This window comes from Streptomyces sp. NPDC021225 (assembly GCF_044332865.1).
Taxonomy (GTDB): Bacteria; Actinomycetota; Actinomycetes; order Streptomycetales; family Streptomycetaceae; genus Streptomyces.
The window spans coordinates 141,948-157,373 of sequence record NZ_JBIRPV010000010.1 but is presented as its reverse complement, the minus strand read 5'-3'; the positions used below and the strand labels follow the sequence as shown (position 1 = coordinate 157,373).

Below are 15,426 nucleotides of genomic sequence, written 5' to 3'. Positions count from 1 at the left end.
AGGTTGTGAACTCGTTGTGCGCCCTGCCGCTTGACGCGGGGGTGGAGCGGCAGGGCGCCAACTCATCACGGGGGATCATGGGGGGAATGACCACGCCATGCGCACAGCGGGAAGAGTCATGCTCGGTGTGACAGCCGTCGCGGTCGTGGGCGTCGCGGGCCTCGGCGCGTACAACCTGTACACCGGGCTCACCGGGGGCAACGAAAGTCCGGGCCACGACGGCCCGGTGACCGCGTCCGAAGTGCGGACGACCGCCCATGACTTCCTCGCCGCCTGGGCGGACCGGAACGATCTACGGGCCTCGCAGCTCACCAACGACGCCGCGTCCGCCGTGGCCGCGCTGAGCGGCTACCGCAAGGACGGCCATGTGTCGAAGCTGACACTCAAGGCGGGCCGGGCGCAGGGCACTCAGGTGCCGTTCGACGTCACGGCCGACATCTCATACCAGGGCACCCGCTCCACCTGGACCTATGCCTCGGAGCTGACGGTGGTGCGCGGCAGGACGACCGGCCGCCCGCTCGTCGACTGGACACCCGCCGTGCTGCACCCGAAGCTGACGGCCGAGCGCCCGGCCCTGCGGACGGGCCTCGCCGAGACGGTGTCGGTCAAGGTGGTGGACCGCGACGGCCAGGAGCTGACGGAGGACCACTACCCCTCACTCGGCCCGGTGCTGACCCAACTCCGCAAGAGATACGGCGCCGCCACGGGGGCCAGCGGCCGGATCGAGGTGTGGGCGGCGGGCGCGAGCGGCAAGCCCGCGACCACGCTCCATGTGGTGTCCAAGGGCAAGCGGGGCACCCTGCACACCACGCTCGACGCGCGGGTGCAGAGCCGCGCCGAGGAGGCGGTCGCGAAGCGCACGGGCGCCTCGGTGGTCGCGCTCAAGCCCAGCACGGGCGAGGTGCTCGCGGTGGCCAACTCCGACCGTACGGAGTTCAATCCGGCCTTCCAGGGCGCCACCGCGCCCGGGTCGACGTTCAAGATCGTCACATCGGCGGCGCTGCTGGAGTCCGGTGAGGTCACGCCGGGCCGGGCGGTGCCCTGCCCCAAGACGATCTCGTACCAGCAGGGCATGACCTTCCACAACGTCGAGGACAGCGAGAATCCGGCCGCCACCTTCGCGCAGGACTTCGCCGCCTCCTGCAACACCGCCTTCGTCTCGCTGGCCGGCGATCTGTCCGACGGCGCCGTCGCGGACGAGGCGCGGGAAGTGTTCGGGATCGGGCTCTCCTGGCATGTGGGGGTGGAGACCTTCGACGGCTCGGTCCCGACGGGCGGCGGGGACGACAAGGCCGCCGCGCTGATCGGGCAGGGCAAGGTGCAGATGAATCCGCTCACCGTGGCCTCGGTTGCGGCCACCGCCCAAACCGGCACGTTCCGGCAGCCGGTCATCGTACCGCGGTCCCTGATCAGCGAGAAGAAGGCGACAGCGGAGCGCAGTCTGAGCCCGGCGGCGGTCCAGCAGCTCAAGAGCATGATGCGGCTCACCGCCACGAGCGGCACGGCGGCCCGCGCGATGGCCGGGCTCACCGGGGACGTCGGGGCGAAGACGGGCTCCGCCGAGATCGACGGGCAGCCGACCACGAACGCGTGGTTCACGGCGTACCGGAACGACATGGCGGCGGCGGCCGTGGTAACGCAGGGCGGCCACGGTGGCGACGCGGCGGGCCCGGTCGTCCGGGACGTCCTCGCGTCCCACGGCTGACGGCGCCTGCGGCGGGCCTTTCCCCACGAGGGCAAGCACAGCCAGCCCGTCCGGCGCTTGAGGACACGCCCGCAGGGCGTCCCGGGGGTCTGGGGGCTTGCCCCCGGTTCGGGAAGGGGCGGGTAGGGGAAAGGCCACCCGGCCGGGGCCGACGCTTCGTACAGGGGTTGCGCGAAGGGGTTGTCCTGATGCGGCGCGCGGCCTAATGTGGCGCCGCGTCATACGGGCCGCACCACCGAGCACGGAGGACCCGGCGTTGAAGCGCACGTCCCGCGACATCCGCACCGCGAACCGCTATGACGTGCTGCGCCACATCATCGCCGAATCCCCCGTCTCCCGGCAGCAGCTGGCCGCCGCGACCGGCCTGAGCCTGGCCACGGTGGCCACTCTCGTGGGCGAGCTGCTGGACTTCGGCATGCTGGTGGAGGTCGGTTTCGAGGACTCGGACGGCGGCCGGCCGCGCGGTCTGGTCGCCGTCAACGCCTCCGGCGGCGCGCTGATCGGGGTGGACGTGGCCGAGACCTATGTTCATGTCGAGCTGTTCGACCTGGCCCTGACCGTGCTGGCCCGCGCCGACGAGGAGCTGCGCCCGGACGAGCGGGACGCGGCGCGGCTCGTGGAGCGCATCGCCGCCGCGGTGGCCGGTGTCGTGGAGCGGTCGGCGGTGGCGGCGGACCGGGTGCTGGGGGTCGGGGTCAGCATGCCGGGGCAGGTGGACCGCGAGGGCGGGGTGTCCGTCTACGCCGCCAACTGGAACTGGCACGACGTCCCGCTGCTGGGCCTGCTGGCCGAACACCTCCCCTACCCGCTCCACCTCGACAACCCGCTGCGCGCCAGCACCGTCGCCGAGCAGTGGTTCGGCGCGGCGCGCGGGCGCGGTGACGCGGTGGTGGTCAACCTGGGTACGGGCGTGGGGGCCGGGCTCGCGCTGGGCGGCGCGCTGCACCGGGGGGTGACCAACAGCGCGGGCGAGTGGGGGCACACCACCCTGGTCCTGGACGGTCGGCCGTGCCACTGCGGCAACCACGGGTGCGTGGAGACATACGTGGGCGCCCCCGCCATCATGCGCACCCTGCGCGAGCTGAGCCCCGGCAGCCCGCTGCTGCGCCCGGACGACCAGACCGCCACCATCGAGGCGCTCGGCCGGGCGCTGGCCGACGGCGATCCGGTGGCCGTTCAGGTGGTCCGGGAGACCGCCCGCTATCTCGGGGCGGCCCTGGCCGATCTGGTCAATCTGCTCAACCCGGAGGTGATCGTGCTCAGCAGCTGGGTGGCGGCCGCGCTGGGTGAGCCGCTGCTGGCCGAGGTGCGCGAGGCGGTGGCGCGGCGCGCGCTGCGCCGCCCGTTCGAGAGCGTCGAGATCGTGCTGTGCCCGATCCCGTCCAACCCCGTGAGCCTCGGGGCCGCGACGTTCGCCCTGGAGAGCTCGCTGGCGGCCATGCGGTCGAAGCACCTCCGCACGTCCTGACGCCCGCACCCCACCCCCCACACCTCGGCAAGCGCTTGCAACAGACTTCGTCCAACCCCTTGCAAAAGTCTCTCGCCCCTCGTTAACGTCCCGTGCTGGCGGCCCGGGCCAAGCGCTCGGGCCGACGCGCGCTCGGGCCTCTGGGGCGCGCGCCGACCGATCCCCTCCCACGCAGATCCCTCACCGCAGACCGAGGAGACCGATGAGCACCACCCCCGACGCCCAACTGCCGTACTACGAGGACGTGTCCCCGGGCAGCGGAGGGCTGCCGCCCCGCGCCTGGGCCCCCGGGTCCGACGCCGCGCGGCTGAGCCTGGGCGGCGACTGGGCCTTCCGGCTGTCGCCGACCGCCACCGCCGAGGACGAGTCCTTCGCCCGCCCCGACTACGACGCCTCCGGCTGGGGCACGCTCGCCGTGCCGGGCCACTGGGTACTCCAGGGCCATGGCGCGCCCATCTACACCAATGTGCTGTACCCGTTCCCGGTCGACCCGCCCCGCGTGCCGAACGAGAACCCGACCGGCGACCACCGCCGCGTCTTCGACCTGCCCGAGGACTGGCCCGCCGAGGGCGGGGCCGTGCTGCGGTTCGAGGGTGTGGAGTCCTGCGCCCGGGTCTGGCTGAACGGGCAGGAGCTGGGCGTCTTCAAGGGCAGCCGGCTGCCGCACGAGTTCGCGGTGGGCGAGCTGCTGCGACCGCGCGGCAATGTGCTGGCCGTGCGTGTCCACCAGTGGTCCTCGGGCAGTTACCTGGAGGACCAGGACCAGTGGTGGCTGCCCGGGATCTTCCGCGAGGTGACCCTGGAGCACCGTCCCGCCGACGCGGTCACCGACTTCTTCGTGCACGCATCGTACGACCACGCCTCGGGCGAGGGCACGCTGCGGGTCGACGCCGAGCCCGGCGGCCGGGTCACCGTGCCGGAGCTGGGCCTCGACCTGGCCACCGGCGAGAGCGCGACCGTGGCCGTCGAGCCGTGGACGGCCGAGACCCCGCGGCTGTACGACGCCACGCTCGCCACCGGCGGCGAGCGGGTGGCGCTGCGGGTGGGCTTCCGTACGGTCGTCGTCGAGGACGGCGTGATCAAGGTCAACGGCAAGCGGGTGCTGTTCCGCGGGGTCAACCGGCATGAGTTCCACCCCGAGACCGGCCGCACGGTGGACCTGGACACCATGCGCCAGGACCTGGTGCTGATGAAGCGGCACAACATCAACGCCGTACGCACCAGCCACTACCCGCCGCACCCCGCCCTCCTCGACCTGTGCGACGAGCTGGGCCTGTGGGTGATCGACGAGTGCGACCTGGAGACCCACGGCTTCGTCGACCTCGGCTGGCGCGGCAATCCGGTCGACGACGACCGCTGGACCCCGGCGCTGGTGGACCGGGCCCGCCGGATGGTCGAGCGCGACAAGAACCACGCGTCGGTGGTGATGTGGTCGCTGGGCAACGAGTGCGGCACCGGCCGCGGGCTGACCGCCATGGCCGACTGGATCCGCGAGCGCGACCCCTCGCGCGTGATCCACTACGAGGGCGACATGTCCTGCGCCGACACGGACGTCTACTCGCGGATGTACGCCTCGCACGAGGAGGTCGGCCAGATCGGGCAGCGGACCGAGGCCCCCTGGGCGGACGCCGAGCTGGACGCCAAGCGCCGCGGGCTCCCCTTCGTCCTCTGCGAGTACGCGCACGCCATGGGCAACGGGCCGGGCGGACTCAGCGACTACCAGCGCCTGTTCGAGGCGCACGAGCGCTGCCAGGGCGGCTTCGTCTGGGAGTGGATCGACCACGGCATCGCCAAGCGCACCGCCGAGGGCGAGCTCTTCTACGGGTACGGCGGGGACTTCGGCGAGGAGCTGCACGACGGCAACTTCGTCTGCGACGGCCTGATCTTCCCCGACCGCACCCCGTCCCCCGGTCTGATCGAGTACAAGAAGGTCATCGAACCGGTCCGGATCGAGGGCGACGGCGCGGCGGGCACGGTCCGGGTGACCAACACCCACGACTTCGCCGACCTCTCCCACCTGGCGTTCTCCTGGGCCTACGAGGTCGAGGGGATGGCGTTCGAGAGCGGCGAGCTGGCGGTTCCGCCGCTGGCCCCGGGCGAGTTCGCCGACCTCAAGCTGCCCGACCGGCCGGCGGCGGACGCCGGCGGCGAGGCGCTGTGGACCGTACGGGCGCGACTCGCGGCCGACACCGCGTGGGCGGAGGCGGGCCACGAGGTGGCGTGGGGGCAGATCCCGGCCACCTCACCCACCACGGGAACCGCTGTCGCGGAAGCCGCGCTCGCGCCGCGCCGCGAGGACGGCGCGATCGTGCTGGGCCCGGGCAGCTTCGACCCGGCCACCGGCGCGCTGGTCTCCCTGGGGGGCCTCGCGGTCACCGGGCCCCGGCTCGACCTGTGGCGCGCGCCCACCGACAACGACAACGGCGCGTCCTGGCAGCCCGACGAGCGCTACGGCCTGATCTGGCGTCAGCTCGGCCTGCACCGGCTCCACCACCGCGTCGACGCGGTGGAGTCGGCGGACGACGCGCTGACCGTGCGCACCCGCGTCGCCCCCGCGGCCACCGACGTCGGCTTCGAGGCCGTCTACCGCTGGACCGCCGACGCGGACCGGCTGCGCCTGAACGTCTCCGTCACCCCGCTGGGCGAGTGGACCTGCCCGCTGCCGCGCCTGGGCGTACGGCTCGGCGTCCCCGCGTCGCTGGGCCGGGCCGAGTGGTTCGGCGGCGGCCCCGGCGAGGCGTACCCGGACACCCACGCCGCCTCCCGGATCGGCCGGTGGGCGCTGTCGGTCGACGACATGCAGACGCCGTACGTCCGGCCGCAGGAGAACGGCGCCCGCGCCGACGTCCGCTGGGCGCGGCTGACCGGCGAGGACGGGGCCGGGATCGCGGTCGAGGGCGCGCCGCCGTTCTGGTTCACGGCGCGGCGCTGGACGACGGAGCAGCTGGACGCGGCCGAGCACACGCCGGACCTGTCCCCCTCGGCGGACACGGTGTGGGTCAACCTCGACCACGGCCAGCAGGGCATCGGCAGCCAGTCGTGCGGGCCCGGGGTGCTCCCGCAGTACCGCCTCGACGCCGCGCCCGCGGAGTTCTCCTTCACCTTCTCGAGCATCTAGGAGGGGCCGGCGCCGCACGACGGAGGGGGTCACGCGGCGCCGCGCACCGTGCCGGCACGTGGTTTCCCCGGCGTCGGGCACATGCGCAGGGGGCGCGCGGGTCATCACCCGCGCGCCCCCTGGGCGTCTGTCCACGTCCCGTTACGCCGCCCTGTTCCGCAGCGCCTCGAGCGCCTTGTCCGCGTGCACGCTCATCCGGAACTCGCTCTTGACGATCTCCAGCACCCGCCGGTCGGTGTCGATCACGAAGGTGACCCGCTTGGTGGGGACGGCCGAGATGCCACGCCTGACCCCGAACCGCTCCCGTACGGTCCCCTCCGGATCGGACAGCAGCGGATAGCCGAAGGAGTGCGTACGGGCGAACTCCGCCTGCTTGTCCACCGAGTCCGCGCTCACCCCGACCGGCTGGGCGCCGAGCGCCTTGAACTCCCCCGCGATGTCCCGGAAGTGACAGGCCTCTTTCGTGCAGCCGGGGGTGAAGGCCGCGGGATAGAAGAACAGCACCACGGGGCCGTTCTCGAGCAGCCCGCTCAGTGTGCGGGCGGCGCCGGTCTCGTCCGGCAGTTCGAAGTCCTCGACGACATCACCGATATCCATGGAGCGAGGCTACTCGGCGGCCGGAAAGCTACTCGCCCAGGGCGGCCCGCAGGGCGGCCCTGCGCTGTCGGTCGGTGCTGACCCGGTGAAGGTCGAACCCGCTCAGGGGCGGGCGGCGTTCGGCGGTCAGCGACTCACGCAGCCGGTCCACGACGGCGGCGGGGAGGCTGCCGCCGCCGAGGTCGCGCAGCAGGTCGATCGCCGTCCCGGGGTCACGGGCGGAGTCGACGGCCGCGAGCAGGGCCTCGGTCAGCTCCTCGCGGTCGACCACCCCTTCGGGCCCCACGGCCCCGGGGATGGCCAGCAGGGCGCGCGCGGCGGGCAGGAAGGTCTTCAGGGACTCCAGCAGCGGCGCGATCCGCTCGGCCAGGGGCGCGGCGCCCGCGCCCAGCCGGGAGGCCACGCCGACCGCCGACGCCCGGATCACGGGGTACTGGCTCTCCAGGCCCTGGGCCAGGACCGGGATCAGCTCGTCCGCCGCCGACTCGCCGGCGATCGCCCTGACGGCGGACGCGGCCGTCAGACAGTCGTCCAGGCCCCACTCCTCGCCGGGCACCAGCAGCTCCCGCAGTCGGGGCAGCAGCGGCTCGCCGGCCGGCCCGAGCCGCCCGGCCCGGTCCATCGCGTCGCGCTGACTGTAGAGGATGTCGTCGAGGCCGGGGCGGATCGCCTCGACCAACTGCGCGATGTCGCCGGTGAGCCGGTGCAGGGCCTCGGCGGCGGGCATGCGGTCGTAGACGGAGGCGTCCTCGGCTGCCTCGCGCAGCCGGTCCGCTGCCTCGGCAGCGGCCTCGGTGCCCGCCGCGGCGGCGGCCACCGCGTCCGGGGCGTACTGGCGCTCCTTGGGCAGCAGGGTGTACAGCTCCGGGAGGGCAGGGGCCGCCTGTGGTCCCCAGGACGCCAGCAGGGTGCACAGATACCAGGGCGCGCTGTAGTTCCGGCTGTCCGGATGGCGGATCAGGTCGCGGGCGGCGTCCAGGAGCCGGGGGTCGAAGGGCACCGACGGCTTGTCGTGGCGGCTCGAGGGCGAGATGCCGGCGGCGGTCTCCAGGGCCTCCTTGCGGTGCGGCAGATCGCGGGCGAGCAGCGGCACGGCCCTGGGGTCGCCCAGGTCGACGAGCGCCGCGAGGGCGTTGTCGGCCACTTCATCGGCGTCCTCGGCGTCGAACTCGTCCTCCGCCTCGGCGACCCGCTCGCCCGAGGCGTGGGTCAGCAGCGCGTCTGCGGCGGGGCGGCCCTCCTCGCCCAGGCGCCGCAGCTGCTCGATGGCCGTCCCGGCCACGACCAGGTCCTGATGCGTCACCAGGGACGCCAGGCGCGGGGCCAGCAGCGCCGGGGCGGCACGGAACTGGACGCACAGCGGCTCGATGGCGGCCAGCGCCCGGCGGCCGCGCGTACCGGCGCCGGGGCCCTCGGCTGCCAGGACGGCGTCCAGCAGACGGAGGGCCACGGGGAGCTCTCCGCGGTCGGCGAGCAGCTGGAGCAGCAGCTCGAAGGACTGGTCGTCGGGGTCGGTGTCCTTCCAGTCGACGGAGTCCATGTCGAACCACCGCTCGACCGGCTCGGCCTCGCTGCCCTGCCGCGCCCAAGTGATGGCGGCGGCCTCCAGCTCGTCCGTCCAGGAGGCCCCGTCGCGCACCAGGTTGAGGGCGGCCACCAGCCGGATCTCGGGGTCCCGGTCGGGGCCGAGCTCGCCCGCGGCGATCTCCGCCGCGACGTCCGGGCCGGCGATGCGGCAGGCCGACAGCAGGGCGGAGCACAGCGCGGGATCGGACTCCTCCGCCCAGCGGGCCCGTATCGCCTCTGCGGTCTCGGGGGACCGGCCGGAGCGCAGGACGATGCGGATCAGCCAGCGCTTGATGTCCTGGTCGTCGTGCGCGAGGAGGGGCAGCAGCAGCGGCACCTGCGCGGCGACGGCGGCCGTGAGTTCGTCCTGGTCGTTGCGGGGCTGGTCCTCGCCGCGTGCGACGCTGTGCAGGAGCTCGAGCAGCGCCTCCTGGTGGATCCCGGCCGCGCAGGCCCGGGCCAGGTACGGGACGACCTGCGCGGTCGCGGGGTAGGCGGGGACGCGGGAGCGCAGCGCCCCCCAGAAGGACCCGAGCGCGTCCTCGCGGACATTCTCGTCGTCCGCCGAGACCAGGGAGCGCAGCGTCCCGGCGGGGTCGGCGGCGGTGCCGCGGGAGAAGCCGATGGCGGGCCAGACCTCGTCGTCCAGCCCGGCGAGGATCGTTTCCGGTGCGTGCTGTGCCGTCATGCCTGCGATCTTGGCATGTCCGGAGGCCCGGTCCGACCGGGCCTCCGGACCGGGGCCTCAGCCGGTCTGGACGATCGGCTCCTGAAGCTCGGTCACCCACTGGGCGCGGTCATCGGGGCAGTGGAGGGAGACTTCGCGCGGGTATCCCGCCGAGCGGTAGCCGTTGGCGTCGATCCACCGCCCCAGCGCCTGGGCGGTGGGCACCACGTCGTCCATGGGGCCCCGGTGCACGACGGTGGCGGCGCGCTCGACGCCGGGCAGTTGGACGATCCGGACCTCCTCCCCCGCGCTCACCTGGGCGCCGACCGGAAACCCGGCGTGCACGGTGATCGCCCCGCCGCCCTCCGGCGCGTCCTCGTAGTAGGCGAGCCCGGGGCCCGTGGGAGTCACCCCCGCGGCGTCCAGCAGAGCGCACAGCCGGCCGAACAGCGGGCCGACGGCGGGGCCGATCTCCCCCGGCTCGAAGCTCGCCGCGGTGGCGGTCAGCTCGGCCAGGCGGAGCGGCGGCAGGCTCTTGATCACAATGTCTTCGGTGGGCATGCGTCCCTCGTTCTCAATGGTCCGGAGCCTCGCCTCCACCTGGGCCAGCCGGGCCGCCGCCTCCGCGACGGCCGATTCCAGCTCCATGCGGCGCAGCCGCAGCATCCCGCGCAGCTCCTCGGTGCCGATGTCGTCGTCGAGGAGCGCTTTGACCTGCTGGAGTGTGAAGCCCAGGTCCTTGAGCGCGATGACGCGGTTGAGCCGGGCGAGCTGCCCGGCTTCGTAGTGGCGGTACCCGCTGGCCGGGTCGGTGTGGACGGGGCGCAGCAGCCCGATGGCGTCGTAGTGACGCAACATGCGGACCGACACCCGTCCGTGCTTGGCGAACTCTCCGATGCTGAACATGACGCCTTCCAGTCCAGGGCCTCACACGGTGAGAGGGTCAAGCGTACGGAGGCGGAGGTTCCGTCGGCTCTCCGCGGAAGGGCGTCGGAAAGGCGTCGGCGCCCGGCCGTGGCCGGGCGCCGACGTCACCGCGTCACCGTGTCCCTGGGGCGTCAGTTGCCGCCGGTGACCTTGACGTAGTCGACCACCAGCTGCTGCGGGAAGGTGGTCGAGCCGTCCGGGTCGCCGGGCCAGTAGCCGCCGACCGCGAGGTTGAGGATGAGGTAGAAGGAGTGGTCGAACACCCAGCGGTTGCCGTTCAGATCGGCCGGGGTGCGGGTCTGGTAGACATTGCCGTCCACGGACCAGGTGATCTTGTTGGGCGACCAGTCGACCGCGAAGGTGTGGAAGCCGTCGGCGAACTTCTGCCCGTTCGGCAGGGTGTAGCCGGCGCCTATGCCGCCCGAGCCGGAGTAGCCGGGGCCGTGGATGGTGCCGTGCACGGTGCTGGGCTCGTAGCCGACGTTCTCCATGACGTCGATCTCGCCGCAGTTGGGCCATCCGGCGCTGCCGATGTCACTGCCGAGCATCCAGAAGGCCGGCCACATGCCCTGCCCCCGGGGCACCTTGATGCGGGCCTCGACATGGCCGTATGTGGAGGTGAAGGTGCGTGCGGTGGAGAGCCGGGCGGAGGTGTACTCGCACCGGCCGTACCAGCAGTTGTAGTTGGCCGGGTTCTCCTTGCGGGCGGTGATCACCAGGTTGCCCTGACCGTCGAGCGCGGCGTTCTTGGTGCCGTCCGTGTAGTACTGGCGCTCGTGGTTGTTGACGTTGTCGCCCGTCTCGTAGCCCCATTTGGAGCCGTCGACGGCGCCGCCCGCCGGCCCGTCGAAGTTGTCGGTGAAGGTGGCGGCGACGGCCGCCGGGCGGGCCTCGGCGGCGGGGGCCGGCCAGGGGGCGGCCGCGAGGGCGGCCGCCGTGAGCAGGCCGGTCATGGCGATGCGCAGGGTTTTCCTCATGAAGCGATGGCCTTCCTGTGTGGGGGGCGGGCGCGTGCGGTGGCCCGTCGGGAAGGGTGCGCGGTGAGGACATCATGCCGAGCCTTGTTCAAGGCATGTCAATAGTCTGGACCATTCGCTTCAAAGAATTCGAGACGTTACGGCGTCCGCGACGCCTCACACGGACAGAAGTCGAACGAACAGGGGCGGGCAGACCCCGGGCCTTCGGCTCACTCGGCCACGCCGAACAGCGCGAGCAGATCCCGCCGCCCGGACATGCGCGCCGCCTCGACCGCCGAGGGTGAGCCCGCCCGCGGATCGGCGCCATGGGCGAGCAGCACCCGGAGCACCTCCTCCTCACCTTTGGACGCGGCGCCCGCGATCGGCGTCTGGCCGCGCCCGCTGGGGCGGTTGGGGTCGGCGCCGCGGCGCAACAGGGCGGAGACGGTCGCGGCGTGCCCGTGGCAGGCCGCGAGCATGAGGAGCGAGTCCCCCTTGTCGTTGGTCAGGTTGGCCGGGACACCCGCGTCCACATAGGCGGCGAGCGTGTCGGTGTCACCGCGCCGGGCCAGGTCGAAGACCTTGGCGGCGAGCTGCAGCACCTCCGGGTCGTGGGCCGGCTCGGCCTCGCGGTTCTGGTCGCTCATGACGCCTCGCCTCCGGCTTCACAGGACGCCGACCGCGTCCAGACCAGTGAATACACCGATAATCCACCCATTTGCACCTTTTGCCGAGTGGGTACCTGAAGTAATCCTGGAAGTACTCATGGTGACCGTCCCCCATCAGCCAGGAGACCGTGATGATCCTGTCCATTTCCGGCGTCCTACTGCTCGGTGTCGTCGTCTTCGTGTTCTTCCGCAAGGACGGCCTCAAGGCGACGCACGCCGTCATCTGCGCCCTTTTCGGCTTCTACCTCGCGAGCACCGCGATCGCCCCGAGCATCAAGGCCGGCGGCACCAGCCTGGCCAACCTGCTGGGCGGGATCAAGTTCTGACGTGCGCAGGCAACCGCTCCCCCGAGTCCTCACCGGCGGCGGCCCGCTCGCCCGGGCCCGGGCCCGCGTCCGCGCCGGCGGGCTCGGGCTCGGCCAGGGCCGGGGATTTCCCCTGCTCACCGGCGCCGCCCGGGTCCGCGGGTTCGCCCGGGCCGCCGGTGACGGCGCCGCCGATGTGCTGCACCCGCTGATCGCGCTCTGCCGCGGGCTGCGCGCCTTGGCCGCCGGCGGCCGGCGCAGATGGGCGCAGACCCCGAAGGAGCGCCGCGGGCCCGCGCTCTTTCTTTCGGCCACCTGCGTGCTGGGCATCGCCCTCCTGCCGTACGGCCCGACGCTGTCGGCCGTGGGCCTGATGGGGGCGGCGTTCTGGGCCGGGCGGAAGGGCCCGGTGCGGGATCAGGGGCCCGGCGAGGCCGGCCAGGAGCGTCTGCGGATCCTGTACGAGGCCCTGGTGCCGTACTTCTCGGCGCCCGAGGACCCCAGCCCGCTGTACGCGCACGGCGGGGACTGGGCCGGCGCCTTCGACTCCTTCGAGTTCGACGAGAACGGCCGGCCGACCCGGCTGAGGCTGCGCTACCCCGCGTACTTCGCCGACGGCGACGCGGAGGCCCGCGCCCGCGTCGAGCAGCTGCTGTACGCCAAGTCGGGGCGCGGCCGGGAGTACTTCTTCGAGTGGGACGAGGAGGCCAACCACCTGACGCTGACCGTGCTGCCCGCCCTGTCCACCGCGATCGGCGCACAGCGCTTCGTGACCACGCCAGGCGAGACCGTGCTCGGCTTCACCGACGCCTCCTCGGTGCAGCGCACGCTGCCCGTCACGGAGTCGGCCGACGACCCGGCGGACGAGGTCCGCCGGGACGCCCCGCCGGTGGTGTGGCGCACCGGGCCGCGGTCGACCGAGCCGCATCTGCTGGCGCTCGGCGCGCCCGGGAGCGGCACCACGACCCTGCTGCGATCCCTCGCGCTCCAGGCGCTGTGCCACGGTCAGGTGCTGGTGGTCGACGGCAGCGGCACCAGCGAGTACGCGTTCCTGGGCGGCCGGGCCGGGGTGCTGGGCATCGAGTGCGGGCTCGCCGGGACGCTGGCCACGCTGGAGTGGGCGGCGCACGAGACGGAGCGGCGGCTGATCGCGGCGAACCGCGCCCGCCAGCTGGGCCACCCGCCGCCGCGGGACATCCTCCGCCCGCTGTGGCTGATCCTCGACCGGCCGACCGTGCTCAGCCATCTCGCCGCGGCCGAGGGCCGCCGCGATCCGCAGGAGCTGCTCCAGGTGCCGCTGCGGCACGGGCGGGCGGCCCAGGTGCGGGTGGTGGTGGCCGACCACCTCGACGTCGCGGACGCGCTCGACGAGGCCGTGCGGACCCACACCCGGGCCCGGGTCGTGCTGGGGCCCGCCTCCGCCGAGCAGATCCGCGCCGTGCTCGGCGCGCCGCCGCACACCACGCCGACGCCCGAGGTGCCCCCGGGCCGCGGCTACGCACGGCTCGGCGCGGGCCCGGTGCACCGGCTCCAGGTGCCGGCCACCCCCGATCCGTACGACGAGGCGACGACCGAGGAGCAGCGGCAGACGGTGCTCGGGCTGCTGCCGGAACCGGAGGCGCCGCAGGAGGCCGCGCCCCAGGCCCCACCGGAGGCATCAGAACGGGTCGAGGCGCCGGGGCGGGTCGACATGGCGAAGGCGAAGGCGATCCGGCCCGCCGGCGAGCGTGCGGACGGCGAGGAGCCGCTGCCGGTTCAGGCCACGTAGCCGCGCGGGACCTGGGACTCGACCACGGCGCCGCTCGTGACCAGGTCCACCGCGGCCGCGAGGCGGGCGGCCGCCTTCTCCGCGACCGCGCCGCCGACCGTGAACGGAAGCCGCACATACCCCTCGAAGGCGCCGTCGACCCCGAAGCGGGGCCCGGAGGGGACCCGCACCCCGAGCCGCTCGCCCGCCTCCGCGATGCGCGACCCGGACAGCCCGCCGGTGCGGACCCACAGCGTGAGCCCGCCATGCGGCACCGCGAACTCCCAGTCGGGCAGGTGGCGCCGGACGGCGGCGACGAGCGCGTCGCGGTTCTCCCGCGCCTGCGCGCGGCGCAGCTCGGTCGCCTCGTCCCAGCCGCCGGTGGCCAGCAGCCAGCCCACGGCGAGCTGTTCGACGACCGGGGTGCCCATGTCCGCGTAGGCGCGGGCGGCGACCAGTCTGCGGATGACGTCGGGGGCGGCGCGCACCCAGCCGATGCGCAGCCCGCCCCAGAAGGACTTGCTCGCCGAGCCGACGGTGACCACGGTGCTGCCGCCGGGGTCGAACGCGGAGACCGGCCGGGGCGGCTCCACCTCGTCGTCCAGGTGCAGCTCGGCCATGGTCTCGTCGACGACGAGCACGGTCCCGGCCGAGCGCGCCGCGTCCACGAGCTGCCGGCGCTGCTCGTCGGTGGCCAGCGCGCCGATGGGGTTGTGGAAGTCGGCGACGACATAGGCCATGCTCGGCGCGGCCTCGCGCAGCGTCTGCCGCCAGGCCGCCAGGTCCCAGCCCGCGAGCCCGGGGGCCATGGCCACGGGGACCAGCCGGGTGCCGGCCTCGCGCAGGAGCTGGAGGATGTTCGCGTACGAGGGCGACTCGACGGCGACCCGCTCGCCGTGGCGGACGACCAGCCGGCAGATGGCGGCCACGGCGCCCATGGCCCCGGTGGTCACCATGATCTGCTCGGGCATGGTCGGTATGCCGCGGGCGGTGTAGCGGTCCGCGATCGCCTGACGGAGCGCGGGCAGCCCGGCGGGGTAGTCGCCGTGGGTGAGGGCGTACGGCGGGAGCTCCTCCAGGGCGCCGCGCATGGCACGGGTCAGCCAGGGCTCGGGGGCGGGCAGGGCCGCACAGCCCAGGTCGATCACGGAGCGCGCGAGCTCCGGCGGCAGCGGGTCGAGACCGCGGGTGGGCAGCGGGCTCCCGGCGGGCATCGCGGTCCAGCTGCCGGATCCGCGCCGGGACTCCAGAAAGCCCTCGTGGCGCAGCGCCTCGTAGGCGGCGGCCACGGTGGTCCGGCTGACCCCCAGGGCCGTCGCCAGCTCGCGCTCGGCGGGCAGCCGCGCCGCGACCGGGACCCGGCCCTCGAGCACGAGCAGCCGTACGCGGTCGGCGAGGGAGCGGTAGGCGGGCACGCGCCGGCCGCCGGTCACCGAGACGACGGCCGCGGCCTCGGCGTCGCGGGTGTGCTCCGGCCCGAGCAGACGGGCCAGCTGGGGTGCTCCCACCGCGGATGTCCACGGACTCATCAGCTGCGGTCCACCTTTCAGGAATTGGCCATTGAACTGGCCTGGTACCGGGCTACAGAGTGACATGCGACAGTCCACTGCCTCCACCGGCCAGGCCACTTCAGCTCCAAGGAGCAATTTTTGTCCGCTTTGTTCGGGTCGCCGCGGCCCTCCAAGTCCTCGACAGTCCCCTC

General features: G+C 73.6%; 11 protein-coding genes. 5 read left to right on the top strand and 6 right to left on the bottom strand.

What is annotated here, in order from left to right; genetic code table 11:
• Nucleotides 1-118: 118 nt before the first annotated feature.
• From ACH4S9_RS34675 to ACH4S9_RS34665, 3 genes are all read left to right on the top strand, one after another.
• Nucleotides 119-1,705: a penicillin-binding transpeptidase domain-containing protein gene (locus ACH4S9_RS34675; protein ID WP_398375518.1), complete on the top strand. Its 1,587-nt coding sequence runs from the start codon at nt 119-121 to the stop codon at nt 1,703-1,705.
• A 256-nt stretch (nt 1,706-1,961) separates the two neighbouring features.
• Entirely contained in the window at nt 1,962-3,173 is a 1,212-nt protein-coding gene (locus ACH4S9_RS34670) for an ROK family transcriptional regulator (protein WP_311730659.1), read from the top strand.
• Nucleotides 3,174-3,375: 202 nt separating this feature from the next.
• The gene (locus ACH4S9_RS34665) at nt 3,376-6,291 is read left to right on the top strand and encodes a glycoside hydrolase family 2 TIM barrel-domain containing protein (RefSeq protein WP_398375515.1); all 2,916 of its coding nucleotides are present in this window, start codon (nt 3,376-3,378) and stop codon (nt 6,289-6,291) included.
• Between the two features lie 141 nt (nt 6,292-6,432).
• On the opposite strand, the gene ACH4S9_RS34660 is transcribed toward ACH4S9_RS34665, so the two are convergent.
• From ACH4S9_RS34660 to ACH4S9_RS34640, 5 genes are all read right to left on the bottom strand, one after another.
• The gene (locus tag ACH4S9_RS34660; protein ID WP_311730657.1) at nt 6,433-6,888 is read right to left on the bottom strand and encodes a peroxiredoxin; all 456 of its coding nucleotides are present in this window, start codon (nt 6,886-6,888) and stop codon (nt 6,433-6,435) included.
• 28 nt (nt 6,889-6,916) lie between these two features.
• Nucleotides 6,917-9,142 carry a hypothetical protein gene (locus tag ACH4S9_RS34655; RefSeq protein ID WP_398375514.1) on the bottom strand — a complete coding sequence of 742 codons (2,226 nt, stop codon included), beginning with the start codon at nt 9,140-9,142 and terminating at the stop codon, nt 6,917-6,919.
• 57 nt (nt 9,143-9,199) lie between these two features.
• Nucleotides 9,200-10,027: a MerR family transcriptional regulator gene (locus ACH4S9_RS34650; protein ID WP_385346395.1), complete on the bottom strand. Its 828-nt coding sequence runs from the start codon at nt 10,025-10,027 to the stop codon at nt 9,200-9,202.
• Nucleotides 10,028-10,179: 152 nt separating this feature from the next.
• The gene (locus ACH4S9_RS34645; RefSeq protein WP_358847484.1) at nt 10,180-11,025 is read right to left on the bottom strand and encodes a glycoside hydrolase family 16 protein; all 846 of its coding nucleotides are present in this window, start codon (nt 11,023-11,025) and stop codon (nt 10,180-10,182) included.
• A 209-nt stretch (nt 11,026-11,234) separates the two neighbouring features.
• A complete protein-coding gene (locus tag ACH4S9_RS34640) occupies nt 11,235-11,651 on the bottom strand; it encodes an ankyrin repeat domain-containing protein (RefSeq protein ID WP_398375512.1) in 417 nt (138 codons plus the stop codon).
• Nucleotides 11,652-11,803: 152 nt separating this feature from the next.
• Between ACH4S9_RS34640 and ACH4S9_RS34635 the strand changes: the two genes are divergently transcribed.
• Complete coding sequence (locus ACH4S9_RS34635) at nt 11,804-11,998, top strand: hypothetical protein (RefSeq protein WP_311725888.1); 195 nt, start codon at nt 11,804-11,806, stop codon at nt 11,996-11,998.
• A 1-nt stretch (nt 11,999) separates the two neighbouring features.
• Nucleotides 12,000-13,745 (top strand): hypothetical protein, encoded by a 1,746-nt coding sequence (locus tag ACH4S9_RS34630; RefSeq protein WP_398375511.1) that lies wholly within the window; start codon nt 12,000-12,002, stop codon nt 13,743-13,745.
• On the opposite strand, the gene ACH4S9_RS34625 is transcribed toward ACH4S9_RS34630, so the two are convergent.
• Complete coding sequence (locus ACH4S9_RS34625; RefSeq protein ID WP_385346400.1) at nt 13,733-15,253, bottom strand: PLP-dependent aminotransferase family protein; 1,521 nt, start codon at nt 15,251-15,253, stop codon at nt 13,733-13,735. The two genes, ACH4S9_RS34630 and ACH4S9_RS34625, sit on opposite strands and share 13 nt — an antisense overlap.
• Nucleotides 15,254-15,426 lie beyond the last annotated feature (173 nt).

Excerpts from the sequence above, each read along its gene's own strand:
- ACH4S9_RS34675 (WP_398375518.1), top strand. The coding sequence starts at position 119 with ATGCTCGGTGTGACAGCCGTCGCGGTCGTGGGCGTCGCGGGCCTCGGC.
- ACH4S9_RS34665 (WP_398375515.1), top strand. The coding sequence starts at position 3,376 with ATGAGCACCACCCCCGACGCCCAACTGCCGTACTACGAGGACGTGTCC.
- ACH4S9_RS34660 (WP_311730657.1), bottom strand. The coding sequence starts at position 6,888 with ATGGATATCGGTGATGTCGTCGAGGACTTCGAACTGCCGGACGAGACC.
- ACH4S9_RS34655 (WP_398375514.1), bottom strand. The coding sequence starts at position 9,142 with ATGACGGCACAGCACGCACCGGAAACGATCCTCGCCGGGCTGGACGAC.
- ACH4S9_RS34650 (WP_385346395.1), bottom strand. The coding sequence starts at position 10,027 with ATGTTCAGCATCGGAGAGTTCGCCAAGCACGGACGGGTGTCGGTCCGC.
- ACH4S9_RS34645 (WP_358847484.1), bottom strand. The coding sequence starts at position 11,025 with ATGAGGAAAACCCTGCGCATCGCCATGACCGGCCTGCTCACGGCGGCC.
- ACH4S9_RS34640 (WP_398375512.1), bottom strand. The coding sequence starts at position 11,651 with ATGAGCGACCAGAACCGCGAGGCCGAGCCGGCCCACGACCCGGAGGTG.
- ACH4S9_RS34635 (WP_311725888.1), top strand. The coding sequence starts at position 11,804 with ATGATCCTGTCCATTTCCGGCGTCCTACTGCTCGGTGTCGTCGTCTTC.
- ACH4S9_RS34625 (WP_385346400.1), bottom strand. The coding sequence starts at position 15,253 with ATGAGTCCGTGGACATCCGCGGTGGGAGCACCCCAGCTGGCCCGTCTG.